Genomic DNA, 19,244 nt, shown 5'->3' with positions numbered 1-19,244 from the left:
CGGGCGGCGGTGACCGACGGGAAGGACGCGGAACGTGTGTCAACTGACAGTGAACGGCCTCGCGCATTATGGTGACGAGGTGACCGACGACGATTTGATCCGGAACCAGTCTGGTATCGCCCGGGAACGCCCGGTGGACCAGTCGGTCGAGGAACTGGAGCTGGAAACCGCGATCGCGCACAACGTGCGACGGCTCCGACGTCAGCAGGGACTGTCGGTGGGGGACATGGCCGCTCGCGTCGGCATCTCCAAGGCGATGCTCTCGAAGATCGAGAACGCGCAGACGTCCTGCAGCCTGAGCACCCTCGCCCGTCTCGCCCGGGGCTTCGACGTGTCGGTGACGTCGTTGTTCCGCGGCGCGGAGATGGAGCGGTCTGCCGTCTTCGTGAAGTCGGGCGAGGGTTCGGCGATCATCCGAGAGGGGTCACGTGAGGGCCACGAGTACGAGTTGCTCGGTTCTCTTCGCGGAGAACACAAGCGACTCGAGTGTCTGCTCGTGACCCTCACCGAGAAGTCGGTGACCCAGCCGCTGTTCCAGCACGCCGGTACCGAATTCCTGTACATGCTCGAAGGCGTGATGGACTACGCGCACAGCCGCTCGGTCTACCGGATGCGCCCGGGCGACGCCCTGCAGCTCGACGGCGAGGGCGCGCACGGTCCGGTCGAGCTGGTCGAACTGCCCGTGCGGTTCCTCTCGGTCATCGCCTTCCCGGATTCCGCGGTCTGACAACGAGATCGAGAAAACGCCCGGGGGACCATCAGGGGTCCCCGGGGCGATCTCGTCGTCGATCGCTTTTCGACCGGCGTGCGGCCTGCGGAAGGCCTGTCGGAAGAGCGGCCATCGGAAGAGCGGCCATCGGAAGAGCTCAGTACTCCTCGGCGCCGATCAGTGCGGCGTCCTCGGCGACGACGTGCTTCTTGGTCTTCACCAGCGCGACGGCACCCAGCGCGACGACGCAGTAGCCGACGGCGAACCACCACGGGGCGACCTCGCCGAACCACTCGGCCAGGTAGGAGACCAGCACCGCGGCGACCGCGGCTCCTGCCCACCGCAGGAAGCTGAACCCGGCGCTGGACACCGAACGCGGGGTATCGGTTCCGCCGGACGCCATCGCGAGATCGGTGAACAGGGTGTTGAGGATGCCCGACGGGAGACCCGACAGCACGACGGCGAGGCCGATCAGCCACACCTCGTCGGTGAGGGTGCCGATGCCGGCGAGGGCCATGACGATGCCGTAGCCGGTGATCGCGGTGAGCACGCCGCCCTTCTGGCCGACCATCCGGGCCAGGGGAGTGGCGAAGAAGACCCCGGCGACGGCGGTCAGCAGACCCCAGCCGAAGAAGATCATGCCGGCGTGGATCGGGCGCAGTCCCATGGCGATCGGAGCCCAGGCGATGACCGTGAACAGCGCGCCCGTGTAGAAAGCCGACCCGATGCCCGCGATGGTCAGGGTGCGGTTCTCGAGCGCCTTGAGCGGGTCGACGATGCGCACCGGGGTGCGGGTGGCGCGCGGGGCGTCGGCGGGCAGCATGATCGCGCACAGGATGGCGCCGATGAGCATCAGCAGTGCGGTGCCGCCGAACGGTGCGCGCCAGGTCCACTCACCGAGGGTCGCGCCGAGCAGGGGGCCGACGGCGAGGCCGATTCCGAGCGCGGCCTCGTACATCATGATCGCGCCGTGCCGGCTGCCCCTGGCCGACGAGACGATGAACGCGAGAGCCGTTGCCAGGAACAGGGCGTTGCCGAGACCCCACAGGACACGCAGCGCGATGAGCTGGTCGATGTTGCTCGCGAACACCGAGACGCCGGCGGCGAGCACGATGCACGCGAGGCCGACGGTGAGGGTGCGCTTCGGGCCGAACCGGTACGCGGACCAGCCGGTCACGAGCATCGCCACACACTGGACGCCGACGTACACGCCGAACAGCAGGGTGAGCTTGTTCGCGGGAGCGTTGAGCGCCTCGGCGATGCTGTGCAGGATCGGGTCGACGAGGCCGATGCCCATGAACGCGATGGTGGCCGCGAAGGCGGTGATCCACACGGCACGTGGTTGCTGGCGGAACATGGCGAGCATCGAGGAGGGCTCGTCGTGCGCGGCCTGTGGTGCGGCCGACGCGGGTGTGCGGTCGGTGACGGTCATGGGAAAGAGGTCCTCTGGGTCGGGGCTGTCTTGACAGGGCGGCAGACCGGGACGCGACGTCCGGTCAGTGCTCGATCGCGGCGGTGGACTCCGCGGGTTGTGCGAGGTGCGCCGGACGTTGGTCGAGTACGTCGCGAAGGGCTCGGAGTGCGGGAGCCGCCGCCGCGAGCGTCCGCAGATGCTCGTCGCTCAGGCTCGCCAGCGCGTCCGTCAGTGCCACATCACGGCTGAGGCGAATCCGTTCGACCACCTCGCGGCCGTGATCGGTGAGACCGACCAGGACGGCCCGACGATCCCCGGGATCGGGTCGTCGTTCGACGAAGTCGTGCTTGGTGAGTCCGTCGACCACCGAGGTCGCGGTGGGCATCCGGATGGATTCCCGCTCCGCGAGTTCACCCATGCGCATCGGGCCGTGATCGGCGAGCACGCTGAGCGCCGATGTCTGCGCGGCCGTCAGTTCGACGACCGGTGTCCGACGTCGCAGGGAGAGGTAGAGCCGCGTGATCGTAGGCCGGAGGGCTGAGGCGAGCTGCGCGGGATCGATGTCGGACACGCTTAGAAACTCTAATACTTAGAAGCTCGAAGTAAAACCTGTGCGTCTGTGAGATCGCCGACACAGGACCCCACCACAACGCAAAATCGCGACTTCCCGCCAGATGCGCGCCCTGGAAGGTGCGCTTTTCTGCAGGAAGTCGCGACTTTGACGACGCGGGCGGCCGCTGCCGGGGCGCTCAGACGCCGATCGCCTTGCCGTCCTCGCGCCAGACGGCCACGACGGCGGGGCGGGGTCGGGAGTTCCCGCCGTCGGGCCAGTGTGAGGCCGGGTTGTCGGCGGAGTGGTCGTCGAGCTCACCCGGGTGCTGGACCGCGACGAGGACGCGGTCGCCGGAGATGACCGGTCCGCACGTCTCCGCGCCGACCGGGACGGTCAGGAACTGCTTGGTCTCGCCGCGACGGTCGCCCTCGACGGCGACCGCGAACAACCCGTCGTTGGAGCCGAGCGCGTTGCCGTCGGTGGAGATCCAGAGGTTTCCGTGCGGATCGAAAGCGAGGTTGTCGGGGCACGAGATGGGGCTGACCCGGGTCTTGTCGAACCCGCCGTAGTAGGTGTCCGCGGCGGCCGGGTCGCCGCACACCAGCAGCAACTCCCAGGTGAACTCGGTGCCGGTGTGGTCGTCGGTGATCTCGATGACCTGGCCGCTCTTGTTCTCGGTGCGTGGGTTCACCGCGTCGATGCCGGGCTTGCCGTCGGTGCCGCGGTCGCTGTTGTTGGTGAGTGCGCAGTACACCTTGCCGGTCGTCGGGTTCGGTTCGATGTCCTCGGGCCGATCCATCTTGGTGGCCCCGACGGCGTCGGCGGCGAGGCGCGTGAACACCGCGACCTCCGCGGGGGACATCCCGGGCACGTGCGATCGCGCCGAGCCGTCGGCTTCGGTGGTCAACAGCGGCTTCCACGAACCCCTTCCGGCGAATCGACCCGACGCGGGAAGCCGGCCCGAGCCGTCGGGGGAGTCCCCGTAGAAGGTCGCGACGTACAGCGTACCCTCGTCGAGGATGCGCAGGTTGTGCTCCCGCGCGGTCTTCGACAGGCCGCTCTTGATCCGGCGGCTGGATACGAATTTGTAGATGTACTCGAACTTTTCGTCGTCTCCGCTGTAGGCGACCACGGTGCCCTCGTCGGGGCCGCTGTCGACGACGTGGATGTTCGCCGACTCGTGCTTGCAGCGGCCCAGCGAACTGTGTTTGACCGGAACTGCTTTCGGATCATGCGGATCGACCTCGACGATGTAGCCGAAGCGGTTGGCCTCGTTGGGCTCGACGGCCAGGTCGAAACGCTTGTCGAAGCGGCCCCAGTGGTGTTCGTCGCTGTCGTCGTCGAAGGAGTAGCGGGCGAGGCGCTCGGCGGCCTTCTGGTCGGTCACCTTGCTCGCGTTGGCGAAGTAGTTGTTGAAGTTCTCCTCCCCGGAGAGCATCGTGCCCCACGGGGTCAGGCCGCCGGAGCAGTTGGCGAACGTTCCGAGGACGGTCGTGCCGGCCGGGTCGGCGGAGGTCCTGACGAACTCGCTGCCGGCGGCCGGGCCGGTCAGGCGGAACGGACTCGATGCGGTGAGCCTCTGGTTACGTGGTCCGACAACCGGTTTCAGTGCACCCGAGCCGCGCGCCGCCTCCACTTCGACGACCGCGATGCCCACCGCGGCCATGGCGATGCGCGCCTGCTGCTCGGTGGGTTCGCCCTCCCGGTACCCGGTGAACATGAACGGTTCGGTGGGGTATTCGAGGTTGGCGACCAGATAGAAATGGCCCGGCACGCCGTCGACGGGGATGAGCCCGGCGAAGTCGTTGTTGAAGCCGAACTGTCCGGCCTGCGCCTCGGGCGTCTGATTCGCGACATCGAACTCGGGTGCCCCCGGCAGCACCGGATCGCCCCAGCGGATCACGACCTGCTGGCGGTATCCCTCCGGGATGACCAGGGCGTCCTCGGTGTTCGGCGTGACGGCGGTGAACTTCATGCCGGGCAGCGCGTCGCCGGGGGAGGGAGCGGTCGACGACCATCCGAGTTCCGACGCCTCGCCGTCCCCACACGCGGCCGATGCCGTGATGGCCCCGAGCGCCAGCACGGTTCCGGCGGAGGACTTGAGCACGCTCCGACGAGACACCTGCGAGCGCACCACTTCACGGAAGTATGCGTTGTCACTGGAGTTCCCGGGGACGGTCCGGCATGCGTCGCCGCACTTGTAGCGGCAGGTCACATGAGCGCGGGACGACCGGCCGGCCCGGCCGTCGGAGGTGAAGAGCGGCAACTGGATTCGCACCCGACAGACGTTAGGGGTGCGAAGCGAACCGCGCTGTACCCAGAGGTGAACGGAAACCCAACGACGGGTGCGAATCCGGTGCGCCGGCGCCGGATCGATACCTACCGAACAACGATCCGAGGCCGCCCCGGACAAGAGTCATCGTCGGTATCGGGGGAGCCGACGAGGCCGAGTCGCCGTGAGTCCGACCTCAGAACCGGCCGCCGGTCCCGATGCGTCCCGACGACCCGGAGCCACCGAATGAACCCGGACTGCGTCCACCGGAGCTGAATCCGCCGCCGAAGCCGCCGGGGTGGCCGCCACCGCGGTACCCGCTGCGACCACCGCTGATGGTGCCGCGCAGGAAGCTGTCGACGAGGATGCCGCCGAGTACCGCGCCGGCCGTGGATGTGCCGCTCGACCGCGGCTGCTGCGACTGCTGCCAACTCACGACGTCGCCCTGGGCGGCCATCAACGCCCGGTCGGCGAGTGCCCCGGCCTGTCGGGCCGTCGACGTCGCCGCGATCGGGTCCGACGCCGCGGTCTGCTGCGCGGACGCCAGCAGGCGCTGGGCCTCGGCCAGTCGGGTACGCGCGGTCGACTGGACGGCGCCACGCCGGGTACCGATGAAGTCCGACGCCGCGGTGACCTTGGCGTTCGCGGACTCGAGCGCTGCGTTCAGCACCTGGGCGCGACGGGTGCGTTCGGCGGCCGTGCTGCGCGCGGCGGCGAGCGCCTCGTCGAGGTCGGCATCCGCGTCCACGAGCGCGGTGAACGTGCCCAGCGGATCGGTCTCGAAGTCGCTGCGCGCGGCCTCGAGCGCGGTTCGTGCCGCCTCGACCGCCGTGGCCAGCGCAGGTCCGCCGTCGGCGGTGAGCGATGCCGCCTCGGTCAGCTCGGCGTCGACCTCCTCCATCAGTGCCGGCATCCGGGACCGCGCGACCGCGATGTTGGCGTCGGCGTGGTCGATCGCGTCGAGCAGTGTGGTGGCCTGCTCGATCGACCCCTCCGCCGACCGGATCGCCGCGACCGCAGGACCCTGCTGGCCGACCGGGGCGGCGACGGCCGCGCGACCCTGATCGGCGGTCGCCTCGGCGAAGTCGATCTGCTGCTTGGCGAGATCGACGTTGTCCAGGATCGAGCGCAGCGTCTGCTCGCCGTGCTTCTCGATCAGGTCGGCGAGCTTCTTCTCTGCCGGTTCCAGGCGCGCCCGCAGCGCGATGAGCTGCCGGGTGATCGAGTCGAACCGCGTCCCGGCGTCGATCAGCAGATTGCGCATGGCGTCGAACGACTCGACCTGGTCGTCCAGGGCGGTGTCGGCGTCGGTGCACGAGGTGATGATCTGCAGCAACATCGAACGTCGCTCGTCGTCGGTCTCCGGGATGTCGTCGTCGAGCCGCTGACGGATCGTGAACGATTGCGCAAGCGCCTGTTTCGCCCGTTCGACGACCTCGGTGAACGGTGCGGTCTCGACCGGGCCGAACTCGTCGCGGGCCAGGCGTAGTTCTTCCTCGCTGGTCCGGATCGCGTTGTCGAGATCGGTCAGCACCTCCCGCGACCACGGGTCGAGGACGTCGAGCGGCTGTTCGGCGAGCTGATCGACGGTCAGCTCCTGTTCGCGCAGGGTCTCGACGCCCTCTGCGATGCGGCGCTGCTTGCGACGACGCGTGTAGAGGTAGGCGCCGCCACCGCCGACGATCACCGCACCTCCGACCACGCCGGCCGTGATGATGCCGGTGTTACCGGGTTCGAGCGCCCGGGACAACCCGTTCGCCGCGGCGAGACCTGCGCCGGCCCAGTTGCCATCCTTGAGCTGGGGGACGACGTCGTTTCGTGCGACGTCATCGAGGGTCGACGGTTCGAGCCCGCCGATGCTGTCCGGCGCGGTCAACCGGTAGGCGCGGTCCTCGGTGGCGATGGCCAGCAGGGCGTCGTGATCCCCGAGCTCGCTCAGGGCGATGGTCCGGTCCGCCCACTTCTCGCTCGTGAAGCCGTCGAAGGTGCGCACGTACACGACCCACAGCTGGATGTCGTGCTCGTTGTAGAGCTTGTCGATGGCCTCCTCGAGCTCCGCCCGCTGTTCGGGCGTGATCACCTCGGCCGGGTCGACCACATAGGCGGGCAGGCGGGCGGGCGGTTCCGCGGCCGCGGCGCCCGGGCCGACCAGGCACATCAGAAACCCGAGTAGGAGGCCGAGCAGGGGGCCGAGGACCCCGCGACCCGCTCGGATGTCGCGTGCGAGAACGTGCGTCGACTCCCCCGACGGGGTCGGTACCCGATGCATGGTCACAAATCTAGTCAGCCGCCGCATTCGGGTGAGTGTATGGCCGTCGCGGGTTCGCATCCGGTCCGGCACGCTCAGTTCCGGGTGTCGCGCCAGCGGCAGAGCGCCTCGAGTCCCGTCAGGTCGTAATCGGGCCCGGTCACGCCGACCGTCAGCAGCGAGACGCCCTCGTCGGCCAGCGCCTCCGCGTCGCGCAGCAGTTGGTCGACGTCCCCGGAGAACTGCACACCCGACGACCGTTCGATGGTCTCCGGGTCGCGACCCACGGCGGCGCAGTGCTCGGCGAGCACCTTCGACTTGTGGCGGTAGGACTCCACGTCGTTGAAGCCGTGCCAGATGTCGCCGTGCTCGGCGATGTAGCGCAGCGTCTTCTTCTCGCCGCTGCCGCCGATGAGGATCGGGATCTGCCGGGTGGGGGCGGGGTTCAGTTTGGCCAGCCGCGACCTGATCCGCGGGAGCGCCGCCCCGAAGTCGTTCAGGCGCGACCCGACCGTGCCGAAGTCGTATCCGTACTCGTCGTAGTCCTTCTGGAACCAGCCGGCGCCGACGCCCAGGATCAGCCGTCCTCCGCTGATGTGGTCGACGGTGCGGGCCATGTCGGCGAGCAGCTCCGGATTGCGGTAGGAGTTGCAGGTCACCAGGGCGCCGATCTCCACGCGTGAGGTCTGTTCGGCCCACGCTCCGAGCATGGTCCAGCACTCGAAGTGGGCGCCCTCGGGATCGCCGTACAGGGGATAGAAGTGATCCCAGTTGAAGGCGATGTCGACACCCACGTCCTCGGCGCGGCGGACCGCATCCCGGATCAGGCCGTACTCGGGAGCATGCTGGGGCTGGATCTGGACACCGATGCGAATGGGAAAGGCCATGGGCACCAGTCTGCCTCTTCGGGACGTCGACGTCGATGGGATCGGGCTGTCCAACCCTGAGTGGACCCCGGAGTGCGCAGCGGGCCTTGTCAGGGGTGGTAACACTGACCTCGTGACACCCCGACCGGCCGCGCCGCCCCTCGACGAACTCCGCCGTCGCACCAGCTCCAAGTGGACGACCCATCCCGACGACGTGTTGCCCCTGTTCATCGCGGAGATGGACTATCAGCTCGCACCCGTGGTCGCCGAGGCGATCATCGACCGGGTCCGCGCGTCGGATGTCGGTTACGCCGGCGACTCCGGCCGGGTGGGAACGGTTTTCGCGGACTTCGCGGCGCGTCGCTGGAACTGGGAGCTCGATCCGGCCGATGTCACCCTCACCACCGACGTGGGCGTCGTCATCGTCGAGACCCTGCGCGCGGCGATCGCGCCCGGCGACGGGGTCATCCTGATGCCGCCGGTGTATCCGCCGTTCTTCGATCTCATCCCCGAGGCGGGTGGCACCGTCGTCGAGGTCCCCCTGCTCGACGTCCCGCGGTGGCGCATGGATCTCGACGGCATCGAGGCCGCATTGGAGGCGGGCGCCCGCGCGGTCCTGCTGTGCAGTCCCCACAATCCGGTCGGACTCGTCCACGACGCCGCGGACCTCGCCCGTCTCGCCGACCTCGCCGCTGCTCACGGCGCGATCGTCGTCAGCGACGAGATCCACGCGCCGCTCGTCCATCCGGGAGTCCGCTTCGTCCCTTTCCTCGCCGTCGGCGACACCGCCCGGAACGTCGGCGTCGCCGCGCAATCGGCCAGCAAGGCGTTCAACCTCGCCGGGGCCAAGTGCGCCCTGACGGTCGCGACATCGGAACGCACGCGGGCGATCGTCGCGCGACAGCCCGAGGAGGTCCACTACCGCACCTCCATTCTCGGTCGCGCGGCCACCGAGGCCGCGTTCGCCGCCGGTGAGGAGTGGCTCGACGCCACGCTCGAGGTGATCGGGGAGAGCTTCGATCTCCTCGAAGCACTGCTTGCGCGGCATCTTCCGACAGTCGGATTCACCCGTCCGCAGGCGTCGTACCTCGCGTGGCTCGACTTCCGCGACACCGGTCTCGGCAACAACCCGGGACTCGCGATCCTCGACCGCGGCAAGGTCGCCCTGCACTATGGGCCGGCATTCGGTGCGCCCGGTAGGGGTTTCGCCCGGCTCAACGTGGCGTGTGCGCCCGACGTGCTCACCGAGGCGATCGAACGGATCGCCTGCGTCGTAGACGGAACATCCGGCACCGCAACGTAATCCGTGCCACGTCGACCGTCGTCAGTCGTCGATGCCCGAGTCGAGCGAGTACATCGACAGCGCGGTGAAGACGGTGAGGCGTCGTTCCGGGTCGGAGACGATCGGTCCGATTATGGACTCAATCCGGGAGATCTTGGCCCGCAGCGTGTTCGGATGCACGAACAAACGGCGAGCGGACTCGGAGATATTGCAGTCCGTGGCCCGCAGCGCGCGCAGGATTCGCCGCTGCTCCAGGCTCTCCGGGGTGTTGTCGGCCACCGACCGCAGGGTGTCCGCGACGAACGACCGCCGGGCGTGCTCGGGAAGTTGATACAGCAAGGCGAGCACGCCCAGTTCGCTGTGCCGGGTGATCCGGTTGATCGCGCCGATGCGGCGGCCCACCGCGACCGCGCGGCCGGCCTGCCGGAACGAACCCGCGTATCCGCGTGGCTCGGTGACCGGATCGCCGGCGCCGGCGGCGAGCGGCACGTGCACGGCACGGCAGACGGCCCGGAGCATCGCGTCGAGGTCGACGTCGATGGAGACCGGGGTGACGACCATGCCGTCCTTGATCACCGCCACCGCCTGCGGATCGTGGCGCCGGACCACGAGCGCCACGTCCTCCCGCAGCCGCTGAAGGCCGGGTAGGTCGACCGAGACGTTGAACGGCTCGATCGCCACGAACACCACCGGGCGGTCGGGGAACAGCGACAGTCGCCGGCTCCGCCGGATGCTCTGCTCGCGCTGCGCGAGGTCCTCGCCGAGGATCTGCTTGAGGACCCGTGTCGCCTCGTCGATCCGTTCGTCGACCGGCGATGCCCAGCGCGCCCGGGTGTGCAGCGCCAGCAGGGGTCGGACGAGGTCGACCATCAGGCGTTGTCGTTCGTTCAGCGCGTCGATGTCCAGGACGGTGAGCGACGCGCCCTGACCGAGTGCGACGGTGACCCCCTCCGTGGTGCGGCCCCGCGATCCCGACAGCCGGATCCGAACGGGCGCACCGGCGAACCCGGTCAACACCGCCTCCAGCGCGGCGACGTCGTCGGCTACGGCGAGCACGGCGGTCGCGAGGCCGCCGAGCCCGGAATCCCTCGTCGCGGGCCCGGGGGCCTCCGGTGCCGAGCAGTCCTCCCGTCGCGGGGTGCCCCCGGCGCGCTCGATGACGTGTGCGAACGAGGCTTCGGCGTGCCGATCCCACAGGAGGACGACTCCCTGGGATCCCAATAGCTCGACCACCTTCGTCGGCGGGTTGACCGGCCGTCCGGGAGTGACGACGACGGCCGCGGGTTTACGGCGGAGGACCGGCGCCAGCAGCGTGTCGAGCGCGGGGAGCGGGCCATCCGGCCGCTGCGGGCGCCACGGCACCGCGATCAGCGTCGTCGCGAAGCTCTCTCCCGGCGCCGGTTCGTCGCGCGCCGACCATTCGGCGAGGTCGTCGCTGTCGCGGAGGTCGACGAAGCGCGTCACGGTCGCGTCGGTGTCCACGCCGGTGGTGGCCACCACGACGCCGGTCGCGAGGGCGACGTCGGCAACGGTGACCGTCGGTGTCCCGGGATGCGCGGCGCGCGACGGTGCGTCCCCGATCGCCATGGAACGAACCTCCTCGGACGCCGAAATAGTGACCAATCGTGCACAGTAATCGCATGACGACGTTGCCGCCGATCGACATGTCCCAGGCCCGCGGGGCGGTGCCGAAGCAGCGAGCACGACAATTCGAGGTGCTCGACGCCGGGCTGACCACCACCGGCTACGTGCATCTCGTCGAACACGGCATCCCGGCCGATCTGGTCGGCGAACTGTTCGCGGTCACCCGCGAGTTCTTCGCGCTGTCGCCGGAGCAGAAGATCGCGGTCGCGCAGCCCGCGCCGGAGCAGGTGCGGGGGTGGTCGGGGGTGGGCGCCGAGGGCATCGCCTACTCGCTCGATGAGGAGTCACACGGAGACCTCAAGGAGAAGATGGACATCGGGCCGCTCGAGGGGGAGACGCCGGGCGACGGCCCGCTTGCGTTCCCCAACCTGTGGCCCGGGACCCCGGAACGGTTCCGGCCGCTGTGGGAGGAGTACTACCGCCACATGCGGGCGCTCGGCGCCGACCTGCTGTCACTCGCCGCGGAGGGGTTCGGCCTCGACCCCGGCTTCTTCGCGCCGATGTTCACCGACGAACTCAGCATGCTGCGGGCCCTGTACTTCCCGCCCCAGATCGAGCCGCCCATGCCGTACCAGTACCGGGCCGGTACGCATACCGACTACGGCGCGTTCACCGTCGTGAACGCCGAGTCCACGCCCGGTGGACTGCAGGTCTTCGACCGGCAGGGTGAGTGGATCGAGGTAAGCACCTCGCCGGGAAGTCTCGTCGTCATGGTCGGCGATCTGCTCGCCGAGTGGACCGCCGACCGGTGGCCCGCCACGGTGCACCGCACCGGCAACCCGCCTCGCTCGGTCGGCTTCGAGCGCTCCCGGCTGGCATTCGCCTACTATCAGCACCCCAGCGCAGACACCGCCGTCCGCGAGCTGCCCCCCTTCGCCACGGGCACAACCGACGGCACGGCGGACCTGCTGGCGGGGGACCACCTCGTCGAGAAGTACGTCCGCCAGACCACCTTCGGGCACGCCGGTCGCTGACCGGTCCCCGGGATTTGTTACGGCGTCGCGGCATTCGATGACCAACCGGTTATCGAATATTTCCGAAATGTTTCCGATGTGGATGGTGCACAGGCGAATACCTGCATGCGCGTGAAGTCCGAGGCTTACGCCCGGGCACGCCGATCTCGAAACTTGTTCGTGTCACCCACGATCCCCGTCTCGAGGAGGCAATCCCGTGACAGTAGTACCACTCATCGACATCTCCGCCCTCCGCGGCGACGACGACGAGGCCAAGAACGAGGTCGGGCGCCAGTTCGACCACGCCGGCCGTGAGATCGGCTTCATGCAGATCACGAACCACGGTGTGCCGGAGAAGATCATCGAGGCGATGTACCGGACCTCCGATGAATTCTTCGCCCTCCCCGACGAGGAGAAGCGACGCGTGGTGCAGCCGAGCAAGGACGCCGTGCGCGGCTACTCGTCGATCGGTGAGCAGGCACTGGCCTACAGTGACTCCGAGGGCGCTCCGCGCGACCTCCACGAGAAGTTCGACATCGGCCCGGTCGACGTGGATCGCTCGGATCCGTACTTCTCACCGGAGCGGTCCGGCCCGCACTTCCTGCCGAACGTCTGGCCGGAACGGCCCAGCGACATGGAGGCCGCCTGGACCGCGTACTACCGCGAGATGAACACCCTTGCGCGCCTGATCATGAGCGGATTCGCGCGCGGGCTCGGTCTGCCGCCGGACTACTTCGAGTCGATGATCGACCGCGACATCTCGATGCTGCGCGCCATCAACTACCCGCACATGGACACCCCGCCGCTGCCCGGGCAGATGCGCGCCGGCGCGCACACCGACTACGGCAGCCTGACCATCGTGCGCCAGGAGGAGGCGCCGGGCGGCCTGGAGGTCTTCACCCAGGACGGCGACTGGGAACCGGTGCCGGTCATCCCGGGCGCGTTCGTCGTGAACATCGGGGATCTCATGGCGCAGTGGACGAATGACGAGTGGATCTCCACCCGTCACCGGGTCCGCCCGCCGGCCCCCGACGCGAACGGCAACACCCGTCGCATGAGCCTGGTGTTCTTCCACCAGCCGAACTACGACGCGATGATCGAGTGCCTGCCCACCTGTCTGAAGGAGGGGGCGACGCCGCGCTACGAGCCGATCAGCTCTGGTGACCACCTGACCAGCAAGTTCGCGCGCACCATCGAGCTGGCGGCCGGATGACCCCCGCGGCCGCCGATGCCGGCGAGACCTTCGAGATCGAACTCGCGCACAGCGGCACCGTGCTCACGGTGCCGCCGGATCGGACAGCGTTGTCCGTTCTGCAGGATGCCCTGCCGCAGATCGACTTCAACTGTCTACGCGGTGAATGCGGGACCTGTGTGCAGAAGGTACTCGCCGGCACCATCGATCATCGCGACACCGTGCTGTCCCCGCGTGCGAAAGAAGCGGGCAAACGATTCATCCCGTGCGTGAGCCGGGCTCAAGGAAAGTTGGTACTCGACCTGTGACCGCACCGACGACACCGTATCTCTCCTTCGCCAGCGTGATGGCCGACGACATCGTCGGCCTCAGCGGGTTCTACGCCGATCTCCTCGATCTCGAGGAGGTGGTCTCGCTGCGGTCGGAGCACTTCCGCGGCCTCAAGATCGGCGACACGATCCTGGGTTTCAGCTCCCACCACGCGTATGAGCTGTTGAATCTCTCGCCGCCGCACAGCCGTGACGGCAACGTCTCCTTCCTCACCTTCGAACTCGCCGACGACGCCGCGGTCGACGTGATGACCGACCGCGCCGTCGCGGCGGGTGCGAAATGCGTTCGGTCACCGAACCGTACGTATTACGGAGCGTGGCAGTCGGTGTTGCTCGACCCGGAGGGCAACGCGTTCCGGCTAAACCATCTGACCATCGACTGATCTCCGGCGCGCGCCGCACGTGCGGCGCGCGCCGGGCGAACACTCCAAGAGGACGTCGACAAGGGGGTCGATGACCGCAACAGATCATCGGCACATGCCGAAACCCCACCCACTAAGGAAGTCTCATGTCATTCTTCGGATGGACCCGTGTTGACGGAAAGACCGTCGTGGCGCCACGCGAGCGGTTGTCGTGGCCCGGCACGATCGGCATCGGCCTGCAGCACGTCGTCGCGATGTTCGGCGCGACGTTCCTGGTGCCGGTCTTGACCGGTTTCCCGCCGGCCACCACACTGCTGTTCTCGGGTGTCGGCACGATCCTGTTCATGATCGTCACCCGGAACCAGCTGCCGAGCTACCTCGGTTCGAGCTTCGCGGTGATCGCCCCGGTCACGGCCGCCTCCGCCTCCCACGGACCGGGCGGTGCGCTCGGCGGTGTCGTGGTCCTCGGCGTCCTCGTGATGATCATCGGCGCGATCGTGCACTTCGTCGGCGTCGGCTGGATCGAGAGGTTGATGCCGCCGGTGGTCACCGGTTCGATCGTGGCGCTGGTCGGCTTCAACCTCGCGCCCACCGCGAAGTCGAACTTCGTGGCGGCCCCGGTCACCGCGTTCATCGTGCTGGTCCTGATGGTCGCCTCCCTGGTGTTCTTCCGTGGCATGCTCGGCCGGTTGGCGGTCTTCACCGCGGTCGTCATCGGCTACCTGATCGCCCTGGCGCGTGACGAGGTCGACACGTCCGGCATCGCGGAGGCGGGCTGGGTCGGTCTGCCCGACTTCACCACCCCCACCTTCCACCTCTCGGTCCTCCCGATGTTCATCCCCGTGGTGCTGGTCCTCGTCGTCGAGAACATCGGTCATGTCAAGTCGATCCGTGCGATGACCGGCATCGACACCGACCCGATGATCGGCCGCGCGCTCATCTCCGATGGCCTGGCCACCACGATCGCCGGTGCCGGCGGCGGTACCGCCACCACCACCTACGCGGAGAACATCGGCGTCATGGCGGCGACCAAGGTGTATTCCACGGCCGCCTACTGGGTCGCCGGCCTGGCCGCGATCCTGTTGGGCCTCTGCCCCAAGGTCGGTGCGACGATAGCGTCGATCCCACCCGGCGTCCTCGGTGGTGCCTGCGTCGCCCTCTATGGCCTCGTCGGCATCCTCGGAGTCCACATCTGGGTGATCAACAAGGTCGACTTCTCCCAGCCCATCAACCAGTTCACCGCGGCCATCGCCCTGGTGATCGGTATCGCGGACTTCACCTGGGCCATCGGCGATCTCAGCTTCGGCGGCATCGCGCTCGGCGCGATCGCGGCGGTCGTGGTCTACCACGCGATGAAGCTGATCGGCACCTGGCGCAAGACCATCGCGCCGCAGCCGGATCCCGAGGAGGCGAACCTGGCCATCGAACCCTCGATCGCAGGCTCCGGAACCGCCGACATCCCGGTGGCGACCGAGACGGGCACGAGCGCCGAGAAGAAGACCACCGCCGCCGGCGGCGAGTGAGACGCCGGACCGGGTGCGGGATCACCCGAATCCCCGTGGCCCACACCCGCACCCGGTCCCGACGCGCCCACCCATCCGCATGTCGGAGACGACATGCCCGGACAAGGAGAACGACATGACGACCCTCATCACCGGCGGTACGGTGGTGTCGGCGACCGGCCGCTCCCAGGTCGACGTCCTCATCGGCGGCGAGACGATCGCCGCCCTCATCGAGCCCGGAACCCAACCGTTCGGGACCGACCTGCGCGTCGTGGTCGACGAGGTCATCGACGCCACCGGCAAATACGTGATCCCCGGCGGCGTCGACGCGCACACCCACATGGAGATGCCGTTCGGCGGCACCACTGCCTCGGACACGTTCGAGACCGGAACGCGCGCAGCCGCTCTCGGCGGAACCACGACGATCGTCGACTTCGCCATCCAGACCCCGGGCCAGCGCGTGCAGGACACCCTGTGGGAGTGGCACGGAAAGGCCGCCGGCAACTGTGCCATCGACTACGGCTTCCACCAGATCATCGGCGACGTCGATGCCGAGTCGATCAAGGCGATGCGCGAACTCGTCGGCGAGGGCGTCACCAGCTTCAAGCTCTTCATGGCCTACCCGGGTGTGTACTACTCGACCGACGGTCAGATCCTGCGCGCGATGCAGCAGTCGGCCGAACTCGGATCGCTGATGATGATCCACGCCGAGAACGGCATCGCCATCGACGAACTCGTCGCCCAGCACCTCGAACGCGGCGAGACCAGCCCCTATTACCACGGCGTCTCGCGTCCCTGGCAACTCGAGGAGGAGGCGACGCATCGCGCGATCATGCTCGCCGACGTCGCCGGCACACCGCTCTACATCGTGCACGTGTCCGCCAAGCAGGCCCTCGAACAGATCGCCGAGGCCCGCGGCCGGGGCGCCAACGTCTTCGCCGAGACCTGCCCGCAGTACCTCTACCTGTCCCTCGAGGAGCACCTCGGCGCGCCGGGTTTCGAAGGCGCCAAGTGGGTGTGCTCCACGCCGCTGCGGTCCCGCGCGGAGGGGCACCAGGACGAACTGTGGAAGTACATCCGCACCAAGGACGTCACCGGTGTGTCCACCGACCACTGCCCGTTCTGCATGGCCGACCAGAAGGAGCTCGGCCGCGGTGACTTCTCCAGGATCCCCAACGGCATCGGCGGGGTGGAACACCGCATCGACCTCATCTACCAGGGTGTCGTCGACGGAAAGATCTCGCTGGAGCGCTGGGTCGAGGTCTGCGCCACCGAACCGGCGCGCATGTTCGGTATGTACCCGCGCAAGGGCGTGATCCAGCCGGGTGCCGACGCGGACGTGGTCATCTACGACCCGCAAGGCCACACCAGCATCGGGGTCGGCAAGACCCACCACATGAACATGGACCACTCGGCGTGGGAGGGCTTCGAGATCGACGGCGCCATAGACCGCGTCATCTCACGCGGCGTCACCGTCGTCGACAAGGGTTCCTACGTCGGCCAGAAGTCGCACGGCCGCTTCATCAAACGCGAGCTGTCGCAGAACCTCATCTAGGAGACACCACAATGGATTTCGGTATCGTCCTCCAGAACGACCCGCCCGCGTCCCGCGTGGTCGAACTCGCGGTGGCAGCGGAGAACCGGGGTTTCAGCCATGTGTGGACGTTCGACTCGCACATCCTGTGGCAGGAACCCAACGTCGTCTTCGGCCAGATCCTGGCCGCGACCCGCAACGTCATGGTCGGCCCGATGGTCACCAACCCACTGACCCGCGACGTCACGGTCACCGCATCGACCTTCGCGACCCTCAACTCTATGTTCGGCAACCGCACGGTGTGCGGCATAGGTCGCGGCGACTCCGCGGTCCGCGTGCTGTCCGGCAAGCCGTCGACGCTCGCCACGTTCCGTGAGTCGATCGAGGTGATCTCCGCACTCGGCAACGGCCGTGCCGCCGACGTCAACGGGGTGAAGGTGCAGTTCCCGTGGGCCTCGCGGTCCGTCCTCCCGGTGTACGGCGCGGGATACGGGCCGAAGGCACTGGATATCATCGGCCGCCACGCCGACGGCTTCATCCTTCAGCTCGCCGACCCGGCCATAGTCGAGTGGACGGTCTCGCGGGTCCGCCAGGCGGCGGCGGACGCCGGCCGTGACCCCGACCTCATCGAGATCATCGTCGCCGCACCGGCATATGTGGGCGACGACATCGAACATCAACGCAGCCAGTGCCGTTGGTTCGGTGGCATGGTCGGCAATCATGTCGCCGACCTGGTGGAGCGGTACGGCGGCGACGGGTCGGAGATCCCCGCGGCGCTCACCGACTACGTGCGCGCCCGACGCGGCTACGACTACAACGAGCACGGTCGGGCAGGCAATACCCACACCGACTTCGTGCCCGACGAGATCGTCGACCGCTTCTGCATCCTCGGCACCTGGAAGGACCACGTCGCGCGTCTGGAAGAACTGCGCGCCCTCGGCGTCGACCAGTTCGCCGTCTACCTGCAGCACGACGCCAAGGACGAGACGCTGGCCGCTTACGGCGACAAGATCATCCCCGAGCTCAACCCCGCGCCGCTCGCCCGGCTCTGACCACCGAGAGGACACGAGGTCATGACCACTCAGACCACCACCCGCGTCGCCACAGATCCCCGTCTCGACGACGCGTTCCTCCAGGACTTCGCCGTCCTGTCCGAGATCGGCCGCACCCCGGCCGGCGGCGTCGAGCGCCAGGCCGCCACAGCCGAGGATGGTCAGTCGCGACGATGGCTCGCGGACTGGCTCACCCGGCGCGGCTTCACGGTCCGTTACGACCGGATCGGCAACCAGTTCGGCCTCGTCGAGCTGGTTCCGGGCGCACCGTACGTGCTGGTCGGATCGCATATGGACAGCCAACCGCGCGGCGGCCGTTTCGACGGGGCCTACGGCGTGCTCGCCGCCGCCCATGCCTGTGAACGGCTGCGCGAGCACTACTCCGTCTCCGGCGGCGCCGTGTACAACCTGGCCGTCGTGAACTGGTTCAACGAGGAGGGCTCCCGCTTCAAGCCGTCGATGCAGGGCAGCGGCGTGTTCACCGGAAAGATCGCGCTGGACGACGCGCTCGCGACCCGGGATCCGGCGGGAATCACGGTTGCCGAGGCACTTTCGGAGCTCGGGATGCTCGGCGAGGAGGACGTCTTCGCGCTGACCGATCCGTCGTCGGCGCAGCGCCAGGTCGCGTCGTATGCCGAGATCCACATCGAACAGGGCCGCGAACTCGACAAGGCCGACCTCACGATGGGCATCGTCCCGTCGACCTGGGCGGCGAACAAGTACGAGATCGGTGTCGTCGGCGTGCAGGGCCACACCGGTGCGACCGCCATGGAGGACCGGCAGGATGCGCTGTACGCCGCGGCCCGGATCGTGGTGGCGCTGCGCGAGATCGCCGACCGGTACGGCGACGAACTGCATACCTCCTGCGGCCAGCTGAATGTCATCCCGAACTCACCGGTTGTCGTCGCCCGCGAGGTGCATATGCACCTTGACCTCCGGTCGTCGTCGGACGAGTTGCTGGAACGGGCGGACCAGGACCTGTCGCGGGTGTTCGCCGAGGTCGAGGTCACCGCCGATGTCAAGATCGAGAAGCGGTTCGCCCACCGATGGAAGGGGCACGTCTACCCGTCGGCCGGTGTCGCACTCGCCGAGGACGTCCTCGCCGACCTGGGGCTCGCCCACCTCAAGGTCCGCACGCGCGCGGGCCACGACTCGACCAACATGAAGGACCATGTGCCGACGGTGATGCTGTTCATCCCCAGCGTCGACGGCGTCTCCCACGCCGAGCACGAGTACACCACCGACGAGGACATGGTCACCGGCGTCAACGTCCTCACCGAGGTCGTCGCGCGGATGGCCGAAGGCGCGATCTGACCCGCACCCCGGCACCAT

At 68.3% G+C, this 19,244-nt stretch carries 16 protein-coding genes; 10 read left to right on the top strand and 6 right to left on the bottom strand.

Annotated elements, in window-relative coordinates:
* Positions 1–34: 34 nt before the first annotated feature.
* Positions 35–727, top strand: coding sequence for a helix-turn-helix domain-containing protein (locus ABFT43_RS16775; protein ID WP_347961446.1), 693 nt, complete (start codon positions 35–37; stop codon positions 725–727).
* Positions 728–866: 139 nt separating this feature from the next.
* Here ABFT43_RS16775 and ABFT43_RS16770 read toward each other — a convergent pair whose 3' ends face one another.
* The 5 genes from ABFT43_RS16770 to ABFT43_RS16750 form a co-directional block, all read right to left on the bottom strand.
* Positions 867–2,141 carry an MFS transporter gene (locus ABFT43_RS16770; protein WP_347961445.1) on the bottom strand — a complete coding sequence of 425 codons (1,275 nt, stop codon included), beginning with the start codon at positions 2,139–2,141 and terminating at the stop codon, positions 867–869.
* A 64-nt stretch (positions 2,142–2,205) separates the two neighbouring features.
* Positions 2,206–2,694 carry a MarR family winged helix-turn-helix transcriptional regulator gene (locus tag ABFT43_RS16765; protein WP_006901120.1) on the bottom strand — a complete coding sequence of 163 codons (489 nt, stop codon included), beginning with the start codon at positions 2,692–2,694 and terminating at the stop codon, positions 2,206–2,208.
* 178 nt (positions 2,695–2,872) lie between these two features.
* Positions 2,873–4,954 (bottom strand): PhoX family protein, encoded by a 2,082-nt coding sequence (locus tag ABFT43_RS16760; protein ID WP_347961444.1) that lies wholly within the window; start codon positions 4,952–4,954, stop codon positions 2,873–2,875.
* Positions 4,955–5,144: 190 nt separating this feature from the next.
* Entirely contained in the window at positions 5,145–7,217 is a 2,073-nt protein-coding gene (locus ABFT43_RS16755) for a TPM domain-containing protein (protein WP_457590169.1), read from the bottom strand.
* Between the two features lie 74 nt (positions 7,218–7,291).
* Positions 7,292–8,083: an LLM class F420-dependent oxidoreductase gene (locus ABFT43_RS16750; RefSeq protein ID WP_347961443.1), complete on the bottom strand. Its 792-nt coding sequence runs from the start codon at positions 8,081–8,083 to the stop codon at positions 7,292–7,294.
* Positions 8,084–8,195: 112 nt separating this feature from the next.
* On the opposite strand from ABFT43_RS16750, the gene ABFT43_RS16745 reads away from it, so the two are divergent.
* Complete coding sequence (locus ABFT43_RS16745; RefSeq protein ID WP_347961442.1) at positions 8,196–9,365, top strand: MalY/PatB family protein; 1,170 nt, start codon at positions 8,196–8,198, stop codon at positions 9,363–9,365.
* 21 nt (positions 9,366–9,386) lie between these two features.
* Here the strand turns inward: ABFT43_RS16745 and ABFT43_RS16740 are convergent, their stop codons facing one another.
* Complete coding sequence (locus tag ABFT43_RS16740) at positions 9,387–10,931, bottom strand: PucR family transcriptional regulator (RefSeq protein ID WP_347961441.1); 1,545 nt, start codon at positions 10,929–10,931, stop codon at positions 9,387–9,389.
* A 53-nt stretch (positions 10,932–10,984) separates the two neighbouring features.
* On the opposite strand from ABFT43_RS16740, the gene ABFT43_RS16735 reads away from it, so the two are divergent.
* From ABFT43_RS16735 to ABFT43_RS16700, 8 genes are all read left to right on the top strand, one after another.
* Positions 10,985–11,962: an isopenicillin N synthase family dioxygenase gene (locus ABFT43_RS16735; protein ID WP_347961440.1), complete on the top strand. Its 978-nt coding sequence runs from the start codon at positions 10,985–10,987 to the stop codon at positions 11,960–11,962.
* 196 nt (positions 11,963–12,158) lie between these two features.
* Positions 12,159–13,154, top strand: coding sequence for an isopenicillin N synthase family dioxygenase (locus ABFT43_RS16730; protein ID WP_347961439.1), 996 nt, complete (start codon positions 12,159–12,161; stop codon positions 13,152–13,154).
* Entirely contained in the window at positions 13,151–13,441 is a 291-nt protein-coding gene (locus tag ABFT43_RS16725; RefSeq protein ID WP_347961438.1) for a 2Fe-2S iron-sulfur cluster-binding protein, read from the top strand. Before ABFT43_RS16730 ends, ABFT43_RS16725 begins: the two co-directional genes overlap by 4 nt.
* On the top strand, positions 13,438–13,845 hold the full coding sequence (locus ABFT43_RS16720; RefSeq protein ID WP_347961437.1) for a VOC family protein: 408 nt from the start codon (positions 13,438–13,440) through the stop codon (positions 13,843–13,845). The genes ABFT43_RS16725 and ABFT43_RS16720 overlap by 4 nt, the downstream gene beginning before the upstream one ends.
* A gap of 125 nt (positions 13,846–13,970) precedes the next feature.
* Entirely contained in the window at positions 13,971–15,347 is a 1,377-nt protein-coding gene (locus ABFT43_RS16715) for a uracil-xanthine permease family protein (RefSeq protein WP_347961436.1), read from the top strand.
* Between the two features lie 115 nt (positions 15,348–15,462).
* Positions 15,463–16,881, top strand: a complete 1,419-nt coding sequence (hydA, locus tag ABFT43_RS16710) for a dihydropyrimidinase (protein WP_347961435.1) — start codon at positions 15,463–15,465, stop codon at positions 16,879–16,881.
* An 11-nt stretch (positions 16,882–16,892) separates the two neighbouring features.
* Complete coding sequence (locus tag ABFT43_RS16705; protein ID WP_347961434.1) at positions 16,893–17,912, top strand: TIGR03842 family LLM class F420-dependent oxidoreductase; 1,020 nt, start codon at positions 16,893–16,895, stop codon at positions 17,910–17,912.
* Between the two features lie 21 nt (positions 17,913–17,933).
* Positions 17,934–19,226, top strand: coding sequence for a M20 family metallo-hydrolase (locus ABFT43_RS16700; RefSeq protein WP_347961433.1), 1,293 nt, complete (start codon positions 17,934–17,936; stop codon positions 19,224–19,226).
* The last annotated feature ends 18 nt before the right edge of the window (positions 19,227–19,244 follow it).

This window comes from Gordonia aurantiaca (assembly GCF_039939235.1).
GTDB lineage: Bacteria > Actinomycetota > Actinomycetes > Mycobacteriales > Mycobacteriaceae > Gordonia.
This window is presented reverse-complemented; position numbering and strand designations above follow the sequence as displayed.